Raw genomic sequence first — 13,062 nt, 5'->3', positions numbered from 1 at the left:
ATACCTCATTTTTAATTGAAATAATATCCATTTATCCAATCTATCCTAATACTTTTTTTATTATCTTTTATTTTCATTTTACATATAAAATTTTCATAACTCGAAAACATCACTATCACTAATAAACTGCTAACTCAAACAATATCAATCAAAGATAAAACCACTAAAACTAAACTAGAATTCTGTTATGATAAATATTTCTAGAACAAAAAAAACCTGTTGAAGGAACTTTACTGTTAATAAAATAAAACTTAAAGACAAACCAAAATATACAAGAAATAAAACCATCTACATGAATATACTAATTTTCCAATCATAATTTATTATTTCCTAACTAGAAATTTTTAAAAAACTCTTAAAAACTTTTTAAAAAAAATAATTTGTTTGATTATATTATAATAATTTAATGTTTTTCATAAAATGTATACATTTTAAACAAAATGATACAAAAAAAGATCTTTTATAAGGAAAATAATAATGTATATACGGTATGTTATTTAAAAAGAATATACAATAAAAAACAAAAATGATTCCTCTAAAAAATCCAAAAATACCCCCTAATATAAAATTATCTAATCCAAAAATTTTCATCTCAATAAGAGAATCATATAAGAAATAAAAAGCAATAGATTCTAAAGATAAAACTAAAATATTTATTGTAAAAAAAATAATTAAAATTTTTAAAAAAAAATTAGCAATACAAGAAAAATAATTTATTATTTTTGAATAAAAAAAAAACAACAGAAGATAAAACACAAAAAGATAATATTTCCCTTACAAAACCCCTGAAAAATCCTACAACAGTTGAAATAAAAATACAAAAAATAATAATTAAATCATATATATTCATGTTTTTTCCAAAATTATTATATTGCTTTTAATAAAATAACTTTTTTTAAAAAAAAAAGTTATTTTAATAAAATTAAAAAAAAAATTAAAAAATTTTATTCATATTATACTTTTAAAAAAAAAATTATAGAATATAAAAATTTTCAAAAAATATTCTATATAAATATTCTTATATAAAAAAATTTTTAAAAAAAATATAAAACATCTTTATAAAGATATTTTTTATTAATTAAAATTAAATATTTTAATTTTTATTACATAAAGTTTCTTCAAAAAACTATATTTAAAGATTTTAAAAAATTACAAAACTTTAACATTTAAAATATCTAAATTACAACCAAAAAAAATTATCATTAATGATAGTAAAAAAACAAAAATTTTACAAAATATAAATAATTTTGTCTGAACATAAGAATTTTCAAAATTTTTAAATTTATTTTTATAAAAAAATAGTTTTATAAAATTAAAGTAATAATACAAACTTATAATACTTCCAAAAAAAAGACTAAAAATTAAATTAATATTCTTTCTTATAATTAAAATTTTTAATAAAAAAAATTTACTTAAAAATCCGATTGTTAAAGGTATTCCAATCATAGAAAAAGAAGAGATTATTATAGAAAAAGTTAAAATAGGACTTTTCCAAAAAATTCCTTCATAATTTTTTAACGAATAATTTTTATTTTTATCTAAAAAACAAGAAATTAAATATATGGAACTAAATAAAACTGTACTATTTAAAATATATCCTAATAAATAAATTTCTATTATTTGAGAAAAATTTTCATCATAAAAAAATAATAATGGAATCATTAAATATCCTGAATGGACAATAGAAGAATATCCTAAAAATTTTTTAAAATTTTTTTGAAACAAAGATAACAGACTTCCAAAAATAATAGAACAAAAAATAACACATTCTAACAGAGAAGAAAAAAATGCAATATGAAAAGACGAAAATGTCATATAAATTTTTAAAAAAACAAAGAAAAGAACAATTTTTACTGCATTTGCATAATATGTTAAAACAATTAAAGGAACTTCTGAATAAATATCAGCAATCCAACAATGAAAAGGAAAAACTGCTAATTTTACAAAAAAAGAAATAAATAAAAAAGCTATTCCAAATAAAAATATTAAATGTGTATTATCAGGAATATTTATAAAATCTGATGATTTTAATATAAATAAATTCACGCTTCCAAAAAATAAATATATAAAAGATAAACCTAATAATAAAAAAATAGAAGAAATGCTCGATATTATAAAATATTTAAAAGTAGATACTAAATTAGAATATTTTCTAAAAGAAAAATAACCCATCATACCTAATAAAGGCAAAGATAATAATTCTATTCCAATAAAAAAAGTAAAAATATCATCAGATAAAAATAATAAATATCCTCCGATATTAGATATTAATAATAATAAATTAAATTCTTCTTTATTGACATTTTTTTCTCGTAACCATAAATAAGAAAAAAAACAAGTAAATACACTACTACAGAAAAATAAAATTACATAATAAAAACTTGTATTATCAAAATATAAAAAATAAATTGCATCAATTATAGTATTTCGCATAAAATAACTAAAAAAAAATAATGAACATATTAATCCAAATATAGTCACTAAAAAAGACAAAACAAAATTTCTTTGAATAATAATAATCAATAAATTCAATATAATTGAAATTCCTAAAATTAATACAGGAGCAATAAAAAAAATATTTTCAAGAATTAAGTTCATCGTATATTCTACCTATATATTATAGTAAACGGAGAAATTACTTTCATAATATTTACAATAAAAATTTCAAAAATTTTTAAATAAAAATTAGGTAAAAATCCCATAAAAATTAGTAAGAACATAAAAAATAATAAAATAAAAAATTCTAAATAAGATATTTGATATTTTAAATCATATAAATCATTACTTATTCCATAAAAAATTTTATGAAAAACTTCTAAAAATAAAATAGACAAAAGAATTAAACCAAGCATAGAAAAAAATACTATTATCGGATGTCGTGTAAAAACACCATATAACATGAAATATTCACCAACAAAATTTCCAGTTCCTGGAATACCTAAATTAGCCATAACAAAAAATAAGAAAAAACCAGGTAAATAAAACATTCTATTCCATAAACCACCCATTTTTTCAAAATTATCTGTTTTAAAATTTCTATATAATATTCTTGTTAAAATAATTAATCCAGATGTTGATAAAGTATAAGAAAAAAACTGTATAAAAATTCCTTGAAAAGCAGAAAAACTGCCAGAATATATAGAAATTAAAATAAAACCCATATGAGAAATAGAAGTATAAGCTATAATTTTTTTAATACTTTTTTGTGAGAAAGATAAAAAAATACCATAAAATATACACAACAACCCTATAAAATAAAAAAATTGAGAAAAATTATATGAAGCACGAGGAAACAAAAATAAACTAAATCTTAATAAACTATATATAGAAATTTTTATTACAATACCAATTAAATCAAAAGAACCAGAAATTGGAGTATTTTTCTGAAAATTAGGAAACCAACTATGGAAAGGAATCACAGGAATTTTAATAAAAAAAGACAATACAAAACCAAACATCAATAAATTTTCTGTTTCTATACTAATATGAGAATGTCTTAATAAATTATAATCAAAAGTTAATACATGATTTACATCATAATTGTTTATTACTAAACCTAAAATAGAAATTAATAAAATAAAACCAGATATCTGAGAATATATTAAATATCTATTAGCAATAGAACAACAGATATTATAATTTTTCTCATATTGTCTTCCCCAATATATCATTAAAAAATATATTGGTATTGAAACAATCTCCCAAAAAACAAAAAATAAAAATAAATCTAAAGATAAAAACATACCTATCATATTAGAAACTATACACATCATAAAAAAATAAAATAATCCTATATCACGAATTTTTTCATTCCAAGTTAATAAAATCGAAATGAAAGATAAAAAAGCAGTTAAAAATATCATTAACCATGATAATGAATCAATTCCTAGATGCAAACTAATTCCTAAAGTTTTCATCCAAGATATAGAAATTTCTTCATTCCATATAGAATTCATGTTCTCTTTTAGAAAATAATTATTTTCATAAAAAAGTTTTATTATTAAAAATAAATTTATTACTGAAAAAAATAATACAACAAAACGAGGTATTTTCTTTCCAAGTGTTTCTGATTTCCAGGAAAAAAATCCACCTAATAAAGGCAAAATAATTAATAAAAGAAGTATCATAAAAAAAATCCTATTTCAGAATAGTTTTTAAAAAAATTTTAATAAATTATTGTTAAAAACTTTAAAATATATAAAAAATTAAATTAACAAAACAAGAAGAATAATCAAAACTCCTGTAAAAATAGATAAAATATATAAACTTAAATATCCTTCTTTTACAATAAATAATATTTTTTTGAAAAAATTTAACAAAATATAAAATACTTTTATAATCTTATTTATATAATCTGTAAAAAAAATTCTTTTCAAAAGAATAAATATATTAATAAAAAAAAATTTATAAAAATAATCTAATCCGAAGTTTTTATTAAGAAAAAGCAAGAAAAAAGACGATCTCATTTCCTTATCTTCTTTTTTTGCTTCATTGTAATTTACAACATATGCATAATAAGAAACTGTAATTCCAAACATAGAAAGAAAAAATAAAAATATTTCAAAATACAATTTTTGAAAATTAAAATAGTCAGAAATTAATATTTCTAAATTAGGACGAAAAGAAATTATTCCAATGACAGATGAAAAAATAGATAAAATCAATAAAGGAAAAAAAGAATATATATTAAATACAGATTGAGCTTTTACTAAAGTTCTATTAAAAAAAATTAAAAAAAACATTCTTGAAGCATATATTGCTGTTAAAAAAGAACCAAGAATAGATAAAACAAATAAACTATAAAAATTGTTATTTAATACTCCAAAAATAATTTCACCTTTAGTATAAAAACTAGATGTTAAAAAAGGGAAAGATAGTAAAGAAAGCATTCCTATGAAAAAACAAAAACATAAAAAAGGAAGAGATTTCCGTAATCCCCCCATCTTAAAAATATTCTTCTCATTATTACATGAAAAAATTAAAACTCCGGATGAAAGAAACAATAAAGCTTTAAAAAAAGAATGAACTACTAAATGCGCAATAACAGCATCCCATAACTTCATTCCTAATCCTAAAAACATATATCCAATTTGACTCATAGTCGAATATGCTAATATTTTCTTGACATCATTTTCAAAAATAGCTGAAAAACTTGCAATTAAAATTGTTAGAACACCTAAAAAAGATGTCAAAAATAAAATATTTTGATAAAGTATAAATAAAAACTTCATTCTCAAAATTAAATATACTCCAGCAGTAATCATCGTTGATGAATGTATTAAAGCAGAAACTGGAGTAGGACCTGCCATAGCTTCTAATAACCATATTTGTAAAGGTACTTGAGCTGATTTAGAAATCGATCCTAATAAAATAAACAAAGCAACTAATTGAAAAATATTATTATTATAAATATCACTAGAATGATGAAACAGAGAGTTTAGTGTACAAAAATTTAAAGTTTTACAATATATTAACAATATAAAAATAGCTAATAAAAAAAATAAATCACCTATTCTTGTAACAATAAAAGCTTTCATTGAAGCACGAATATTCGATAAATTTTTATAATAAAATCCAATTAAAGCATATGAACAAAAACCTACTAATTCCCATGAAAAATAAGTTAATAATAAATTATTTGATAAAACTAATAAAATCATACTTGAAAAAAATAAATTAGTATAACAAAAAAATCTTGCCAGATCATTCTGATTACTCATATACCAAATAGAAAAAATTTGTACTAAACATCCCACGCCTGTAATAACTTCAAGCATAATTAAAGACAATTTATCAACATATATCGAAAAATTAATTTTGTTATGATCCACTACAATCCACGTCCAAAAATCATATACAAAAAATTGACTCTTAGGAAGAAAATAGTAAATATAAAAATAATTTGTTAAAAGAAAACATAAAAAAATAGGAAAAACTCCTAAAAAATTATATATATAATTAGGAAACTTTTTATTCGAAAAAACAGTAAATGAAAAACTGATTAATGGAAGTAAAACAATTAATAACAATAAATTCATTTTTTCGTCTCGCATAAAGAATCAATATTTAAAGTATTTTTATTTTTATATAGATTGATTAAAAAAGCTAAACCTATACTTGCTTCAGCTGCTGAAATAGTAATAATAAAAATATACATAATTTGACCATCCATTTGATGTAGAAATTTTCCAATAAAAACTATAGCTAAAGCTATAGAATTGATCATAATTTCTAATCCTATTAAAAGATATAATAAATTTTTACGCATGATAAAACATAAAAATCCTAAGCAAAATAAAAATATTGATAATATTAAACCTTCTGTGATATCAATCAAAATTTACTCCAAAATATTTTTAAAATTTATTTTTTATTATGAGTACAAAAATGAAAAACAATAACTAAAGCCGATAATAAAATCATTGAAGATAATTCTATTAATAAAACATATTTATTAAATAACATTTTCCCTAAATTTTTTATATTTTCATTATAGAAGTTTATATGATGATTAAAAATATGAGAAAAAGAATAAGTAATGATGAAAAATAAAGACATTGCTAAAACAAAACACAAAATTAAATAACGAATAGAAATATTTTTTTTTTCATAAAAAAAATTATTATTCTTTAAATTTAAAATCATCATAACAAATATAAATAAAACCATAATCGCACCGGCATAAATAATTGCTTCCAAAGATCCTATCACACCTTCTCCGATTAAAAAATATATACTGGAAATTGATATAAAAGAAATTATTAAATATAACAAAGAATAAACTGGATTTTTCTGTATAATAACAAAAACCGTAGATAAAATAGAAATTACACTCAGAGTATAAAAAAGATTAATCATACGAAATTTTTTCCTATGGTAAAAGACTTTTTGTGTTAATAACAAAATCTTTTTTTTTTATTTTTTTTTTCAATGATGTAGAAATAGACACTCCTGCATGTTTATAAAAATCATAATCTGAATATTTTCCTGGACCAGAAATCAACAAGTCTTCTTTTTCATATATTAAATCTGATCGTTTATATTCAGATAGCTCAAAATCTGGAATTAATTGTATTGCAGCTGTTGGACAAGATTCTTCACATAATCCACAAAATATACATCTTGAAAAATTTATTCGAAAAAATTTAGCTTGACAACTCTTATCCGGTAAAATTTTTCTTTGCAATGAAATACATCCTGAAGGACAAACAGCTGAACATAAATTACAAGCCACACAACGTTCTCGACCATCTTTATTTTTTGTTAAAACAATTCTTCCTCGATATCGCGGAGATAGATTAACTTTTTCCTCTGGATACAATTTTGTTTCTCTTTTAGAAAAAACATTCATAAAAATTAAAAATATACTTTGAATTTGTGAATATATACTATAAAAAATTTTTTTTATAAACATCTCTCCTCCATAAATTAATACTTTATTATATTAAAGAAAAAAAAGCAGTTAAAATTAAATTAATTAAAGATACAGGAAAACATATAATCCAACCAAACATCATTACTTGATCATATCTTGGTCTAGGTAAAGCTGCTCGAATTAAAATAAACAAAAATATAAAAAAGAAAGATTTTAAAAAAAACCATAGATTAGATTGAAAGAATAATCCATAAAATCCGCCACAAAATAAAGTCGTTATTAAAAATGACATAACTATAATAGAAATATACTCTCCTATAAAAAACATTCCAAACTTCATTCCAGAATATTCAATATGATAACCATCTGCAAGTTCTTGCTCAGATTCTGGTTGATCAAAAGGATGTCTATGACATATAGCTAAAGCAGCAATAAAAAAAGTAATAAATCCCAAAAATTGAGGAAAAATATTCCATAAATTTTGTTGGCTATGTACAATATCTAATAAATTAAAAGAACCTGCTCGAACTACAGTTCCCATCACCGATATCCCTAAAAAAACTTCATAACTTAAGGTTTGTGCAGAAGCTCTTATTGCAGCTAATAAAGAGTATTTATTTCCACTCGACCAACCAGCTAAAAGTATAGGATATACAGATAAACTAGCTATCATTAAAAAAAATAAAACTCCAACATTTAAATTTATTATATATATATCTATAGAAAAAGGAATAATAATTGCTATTAAAAATATTATACTAAAAGATAAAATTGGAGCTAAATTAAAAATAAATTTTTTACTAAAAACAGGTGTCCAATCTTCTTTAAAAAATATTTTAATCATATCAGAAATAATTTGTAAAGATCCAAACCATCCCACGCGATTCGGTCCGTAACGATTTTGAAATAAAGCTAATAAACGTCTTTCTATTACACTTAATACAGCACTAAAAATTACTATTGAAAGAAAAATTAAAAAAGATTGAGAAACAATAGACATTAATTTTTCATTCTTTAAAAATAGAAAATTCATTTTTATACTTCCCTCAAATCTTGTATTTCTTTTCCAATTAAAAAAATCGAAGTTTTATTTTTTCCAATAGGCAAAGCAATTTGACCTACAGATAAATTTTTTGAATAAAATAAAAAAAATTCATACATCTCATCTAAATAAGTAAAAAAAACTTTTTTATGATTAGATAAATTTAAACGTTGCGCATCCAATTCATTAATTTTTAAAAAATTCTTTTCTACTTTTCTTTTAAAAATATCTGAATATTGACTTAATTCTTCGCTTTCAAATAATAAATAATATGGAACAATAACTAAACCATTTTTTTTTGTAAAACGTCTAGGTATATGTTTAAAATAATCTATTTTCCCTGTATTATTATTTTGAGAAAGTAAAATTTTTCCTGGATTTCCAGCTAATAAACTCCCTGAAATTTCTTTTTGATATTTATGTAAACCATTTCCAGAATTCCAATTTGGAGACCATATAAAAGGAATACACGAAACATTTTTATTATGAATAGAACTTCCTTCCATAGAAAATGAAAACATTGTATCTGTATCAAATTTAGGTTGCACTTCATGCACATCAATATCAGCTCGTAAAGCTGTTCTACCACTTGATCTTTGAGGAGAACGAGGAATTTTTTGACCAAAAATTCTAAATAAAGAATTTGGAGCCGATTTTTTTATTTTTTTTAAAAAAGAAATATTTTTAGAACAATCTTCAATAACTTCGTCTAAATTTTTAATCAATCTATTATCTTGAAATAATTTACTTGAAATAAAATTTAAAAATTTCCATGAAGAAAGTATAGAAACAGATTTGTCGTAGAAAGAAACATCATACACTTGAAAAAATCTCTGCGCACGAAGTTCGTAATTTACTACTGTTCCTGAACTTTCAAAAAAATTTGCAGCAGGTAAAAATACACTTGCAAATTCTTTCATTCTAGTAAATTGATGATCTAACACAATAATATTTTGAAATTTTTTAAAAATATTTTTTAAATATAAATAAGGATAAGAAAAAAATAAATCATTTTCTGCAACTATTAAAGTGACAGCATTTTTATTCTTAACTTTACGAAAAATTTTATTTAAAGATACACCATTAACAATTGATAAACCCATAGAATTAACAGACGGAGTTAACAAAATTAATCCAACTTGCAATTTTAAATTTTTTAAAAAATATGCAATATTATAAGCAGTCTTTATTAACGAAATATTTCTAGAATGCGATCCAGAAATAATTAATATTTTTTTAGATTGCAATAATTTTTGAGATATATATAAAGATTTTTTTCTTAAATTCTCATCTAACATGTTTGAATAAGAAAAATCTTTTTGTAAATTTTTAAAAATACAATATCCAAAATAAGATTGATCTTGAATATTTGCTCTATAAGAAAAATCCGCTATATCATCTAATTTAGTATCATCAATATTTGTAGTAAACAAAAATTTTTTTTTATTTAAAGGAAGATTTTGTACTGCAAATGAATGCCATTCATGTAAATTATTTTTTTTTAATAAACTTTTTGATCTTTTTTTCAAAGCTTGCCGAATAGATAAAGCTAACCGAGAAGAAGTTTGAGTAATATCCTCTCCTAAAATAAAAATAGCATCATATTTTTCTACTTCTTTTAAGGATGGAATATGAATATTCCCATGTTGTAATATTTTTAAAATTAAAGATACACATTTTTGATCTATATCTAACATACCTGTGGAAAAATTTTCTTTTCCTACTAATTTCTGCAAAGAAAAATTTGTTTCAATACTTGCTCTAGATGAACCAATTCCTAAAACTAAAGAAGAATTCTTAATAATTTTGATAACCTTTTTTAAAGCTGTATTAGAATCGCATTCCTCTAAAATATTATTTTTTTTTATATAACATTTCTTAGGTCTATATTCTATATTAGAATAACCATATCCAAATCTTCCTAAATCGCATAAAAAATAATTATTAATTTCTTCATGATATCTATTTTCAATACGTCTAATTTGATTAGATCTTTCCCCTACTATAATATTACAACCAACATTGCAATGTGAACAAATACTAGGAGCATATTGCATATCCCACTTTCTAGAAAAATTTTTTGCATAAGTTTTATCTGTAAACACTCCTGTTGGACATATTTCTATTAAATTTCCAGAATATTCACTTTCTAATTCTCCACTTTTAAAACGTCCAAAATACAAATTTGTATTAGAACCATAAACATCAAAATCCTTTCCTCCTGAATAATCTTTATAATAACGAACACATCTATAACATGAAATACAACGATTCATATGATGAGAAATAAAACTACCCAAATATTGATTTTTATATTTTTTTTTAGAAAAACGATATCTTCTTGAATAATGTTCAGAAAGCACTGTCATATCCTGAAGATGACAATTTCCTCCTTCATCACAAATAGGACAATCATGCGGATGATTTAACATCAATAATTCAATAATACTTTTTCGAAAATTTCTAGAATCAGAATCATTAATCGTAATTATAGAATTTTTTTCTACAGGAGTCATACATGACATGACAATTCTTCCTGTACTATCTTCTTTACTTTGATATTTTTTTACTGCACATTGTCTACAAGCTCCTATACTTCCTAATTTAGGATGCCAGCAAAAATAAGGAATATTTAATCCTAAATTTAAACATGCTTGCAACAAGTTATTTAATGGATTAACATCATATTTTTTTCCATCTATATAAATTTTTGCCATAATAAATTTTCCAATTTTCTTAATAAAATATTATTCTTTAATAAAATTCTTTTTTTAAACTTTTATATTAAAAGTGTAATATTTCTCTCAATATTTTTATTTCATGTTTGACTGAATCCCGGAAATTTTTTTGACAAAAATCTTACTTTTTTTTTGAATTCCAGATTCAAATTCTGAATAAAAATATTTTAATGCACTATACAAAGGAGACACAGCCCCTGGAGCATGAGCGCAAAAAGTATTTCCAGGACTCATTTGTACGCATAAATCTTTCAAAATTTTTATATCTCCAACACTTCCTTTCTTATTTTTAATTGCATGTAAAATCTTTACCACCCAAGGTAATCCTTCTCTACAAGGAGTACATAAACCACATGACTCTCGAGAAAAAAATATTTCCAAATTTAAAACTAAAGAAACTATATTAATATTATGACCTATCGCTAGTGCTAATCCAGTACCTAATCTACTACCTAAATTCTGTATAGTAGAAAATCCTATAGGATAATCTAAATGTTTTTCTAATAAAAAGCTCGTACCCGCACCTCCAGGCAACCAAGCTTTTAACTTTAAATTATCTTTCATTCCTCCAGCATATTTTTCTAACAACTCTCTTCCTGTAATTCCAAAAGGTAATTCCCATATTCCTGGATTCTTTACTTGCCCAGAAAAACCCATTAATTTTGTTCCTGAATCTTCATTTTTAGAAAGATTTTTATACCAATCCACTGGATGAGAAATAATTATAGGAATATTTGATAAAGTTTCAACATTATTTATACAAGTAGGAAAACCCCACAAACCTATATTTGCCGGAAAAGGAGGCTTTAACCTTGGATTTGCTCTTTTTCCTTCTAAAGAATTAATTAACGCAGTCTCTTCACCACAAATATATCTTCCTGCACCACTATGTAAATAAATATCCAAAGAAAATAGACTATTTAAAATATTTTTTCCTAAAAATTTATTTTTATACGCTTCATTAATTGCTTGTATTAATACTTTTTCTGGCTTCAAATATTCTCCGCGTAAAAAAATGTAACTACAAGAAACTCCTAAAGCATAAGAAGAAATTATAATACCTTCAATTAATTGATGAGGACAATTTTCTATCATCCATCTATCTTTATAAGTTCCAGGTTCCATTTCATCAGCATTACATATTAAATATCTTCTGTTTTTTATATTACCTTCATTTTTAGGCATTAAACTCCATTTTAATCCAGTAGGAAAACCAGCTCCTCCTCTTCCTTTTAAACCGGAATTAGATACTTTTTCAAGAACATCCTTTGGTTCTAAATCTCTAAGAACTGTTTTTAAAGATGAATAACCATCTTTTTTGATATATTCATTAATCCAAACAGTTTTTCTATCTTCTCGAAAACGCCATGTCAATGGACATTTATCTTCTAATAAATTTTTATTTTTCATTTTCTAAAGAACCTAATAATTTTATAATAGATTTTTCTGTTACAAAAAAATAAGTTTTATTATTAATCATAATTACAGGACCCTTATCACATGCTCCTAAACAACAAATTGGTAATAATGTGAAATTATTATTTTTAGTTGTCTCTCCACATTTAATTCTTAATTTTTTTTCTAACACGTGTTGTATTTTTTTGTATCCAGATACATAACAAACAACACTATCACAAAATTTTATAACATACCGACCAACAGGATTCCTAAAAATTTGACTATAAAAAGTTGCAATACTTTCTAAATCACTTACAGGAATTTTAAGAATCTTAGAAAGAAACAAAAGCGAACTATTAGAAACCCAACCATAATATTTTTGAATAATTTTTAATGATTCAATAACAATTGCTTTATTATCTATATAATGATTTTGAATTGAAAGTATTTCTTTTTCTATTAAAGAAGAAATAATATGATTTTCTCGATTAAATATTTTTTTTTTCATT

General features: G+C 22.2%; 11 protein-coding genes. All 11 read right to left on the bottom strand.

Translation table 11 applies throughout. The annotated features are described in order from the left end of the window. Positions 1 to 11: 11 nt before the first annotated feature. Entirely contained in the window at positions 12 to 110 is a 99-nt protein-coding gene (locus AB4W52_RS00620) for a hypothetical protein (RefSeq protein ID WP_367675425.1), read from the bottom strand. 1,039 nt (positions 111 to 1,149) lie between these two features. After that, positions 1,150 to 2,598 carry an NADH-quinone oxidoreductase subunit N gene (locus AB4W52_RS00615; RefSeq protein WP_367675424.1) on the bottom strand — a complete coding sequence of 483 codons (1,449 nt, stop codon included), beginning with the start codon at positions 2,596 to 2,598 and terminating at the stop codon, positions 1,150 to 1,152. Positions 2,599 to 2,606: 8 nt separating this feature from the next. Beyond that, on the bottom strand, positions 2,607 to 4,127 hold the full coding sequence (locus AB4W52_RS00610) for a NuoM family protein (protein WP_367675423.1): 1,521 nt from the start codon (positions 4,125 to 4,127) through the stop codon (positions 2,607 to 2,609). A 78-nt stretch (positions 4,128 to 4,205) separates the two neighbouring features. Next, entirely contained in the window at positions 4,206 to 6,038 is a 1,833-nt protein-coding gene (locus tag AB4W52_RS00605; RefSeq protein ID WP_367675422.1) for an NADH-quinone oxidoreductase subunit L, read from the bottom strand. Next, entirely contained in the window at positions 6,035 to 6,337 is a 303-nt protein-coding gene (gene nuoK / locus AB4W52_RS00600; RefSeq protein WP_367675421.1) for an NADH-quinone oxidoreductase subunit NuoK, read from the bottom strand. The genes AB4W52_RS00605 and nuoK overlap by 4 nt, the downstream gene beginning before the upstream one ends. A 26-nt stretch (positions 6,338 to 6,363) precedes the next feature. Continuing rightward, positions 6,364 to 6,858 carry an NADH-quinone oxidoreductase subunit J gene (locus tag AB4W52_RS00595; RefSeq protein WP_367675420.1) on the bottom strand — a complete coding sequence of 165 codons (495 nt, stop codon included), beginning with the start codon at positions 6,856 to 6,858 and terminating at the stop codon, positions 6,364 to 6,366. Between the two features lie 13 nt (positions 6,859 to 6,871). Further along, positions 6,872 to 7,414 carry an NADH-quinone oxidoreductase subunit NuoI gene (nuoI, locus tag AB4W52_RS00590; protein ID WP_367675419.1) on the bottom strand — a complete coding sequence of 181 codons (543 nt, stop codon included), beginning with the start codon at positions 7,412 to 7,414 and terminating at the stop codon, positions 6,872 to 6,874. A 25-nt stretch (positions 7,415 to 7,439) separates the two neighbouring features. Next, the gene (gene nuoH, locus AB4W52_RS00585) at positions 7,440 to 8,408 is read right to left on the bottom strand and encodes an NADH-quinone oxidoreductase subunit NuoH (RefSeq protein ID WP_367675418.1); all 969 of its coding nucleotides are present in this window, start codon (positions 8,406 to 8,408) and stop codon (positions 7,440 to 7,442) included. A gap of 2 nt (positions 8,409 to 8,410) precedes the next feature. Continuing rightward, positions 8,411 to 11,134: an NADH-quinone oxidoreductase subunit NuoG gene (gene nuoG / locus AB4W52_RS00580; RefSeq protein ID WP_367675417.1), complete on the bottom strand. Its 2,724-nt coding sequence runs from the start codon at positions 11,132 to 11,134 to the stop codon at positions 8,411 to 8,413. 96 nt (positions 11,135 to 11,230) lie between these two features. Continuing rightward, the gene (gene nuoF, locus AB4W52_RS00575) at positions 11,231 to 12,565 is read right to left on the bottom strand and encodes an NADH-quinone oxidoreductase subunit NuoF (protein ID WP_367675416.1); all 1,335 of its coding nucleotides are present in this window, start codon (positions 12,563 to 12,565) and stop codon (positions 11,231 to 11,233) included. Continuing rightward, the gene (gene nuoE / locus AB4W52_RS00570) at positions 12,555 to 13,061 is read right to left on the bottom strand and encodes an NADH-quinone oxidoreductase subunit NuoE (RefSeq protein ID WP_367675415.1); all 507 of its coding nucleotides are present in this window, start codon (positions 13,059 to 13,061) and stop codon (positions 12,555 to 12,557) included. The genes nuoF and nuoE overlap by 11 nt, the downstream gene beginning before the upstream one ends. Between the last annotated feature and the right edge of the window lies 1 nt (position 13,062).

Origin of the sequence: Buchnera aphidicola (Chaetosiphella stipae setosa) (genome assembly GCF_964059095.1) — a bacterium.
Classification (GTDB): domain Bacteria; phylum Pseudomonadota; class Gammaproteobacteria; order Enterobacterales; family Enterobacteriaceae; genus Buchnera_J; species Buchnera_J aphidicola_BP.
The sequence above is the reverse complement of the archived record's forward strand: the minus strand, read 5'-3'. Positions and strand labels throughout refer to the sequence as shown.

Coding starts and splice junctions, on each gene's coding strand:
- nuoF (WP_367675416.1), bottom strand. CDS start 12,565: ATGAAAAATAAAAATTTATTAGAAGATAAATGTCCATTGACATGGCGT.
- nuoH (WP_367675418.1), bottom strand. CDS start 8,408: ATGAATTTTCTATTTTTAAAGAATGAAAAATTAATGTCTATTGTTTCT.
- nuoI (WP_367675419.1), bottom strand. CDS start 7,414: ATGTTTATAAAAAAAATTTTTTATAGTATATATTCACAAATTCAAAGT.
- nuoE (WP_367675415.1), bottom strand. CDS start 13,061: ATGAAAAAAAAAATATTTAATCGAGAAAATCATATTATTTCTTCTTTA.
- AB4W52_RS00615 (WP_367675424.1), bottom strand. CDS start 2,598: ATGAACTTAATTCTTGAAAATATTTTTTTTATTGCTCCTGTATTAATT.
- AB4W52_RS00605 (WP_367675422.1), bottom strand. CDS start 6,038: ATGAATTTATTGTTATTAATTGTTTTACTTCCATTAATCAGTTTTTCA.
- AB4W52_RS00595 (WP_367675420.1), bottom strand. CDS start 6,858: ATGATTAATCTTTTTTATACTCTGAGTGTAATTTCTATTTTATCTACG.
- nuoG (WP_367675417.1), bottom strand. CDS start 11,134: ATGGCAAAAATTTATATAGATGGAAAAAAATATGATGTTAATCCATTA.
- AB4W52_RS00620 (WP_367675425.1), bottom strand. CDS start 110: ATGTTTTCGAGTTATGAAAATTTTATATGTAAAATGAAAATAAAAGAT.
- AB4W52_RS00610 (WP_367675423.1), bottom strand. CDS start 4,127: ATGATACTTCTTTTATTAATTATTTTGCCTTTATTAGGTGGATTTTTT.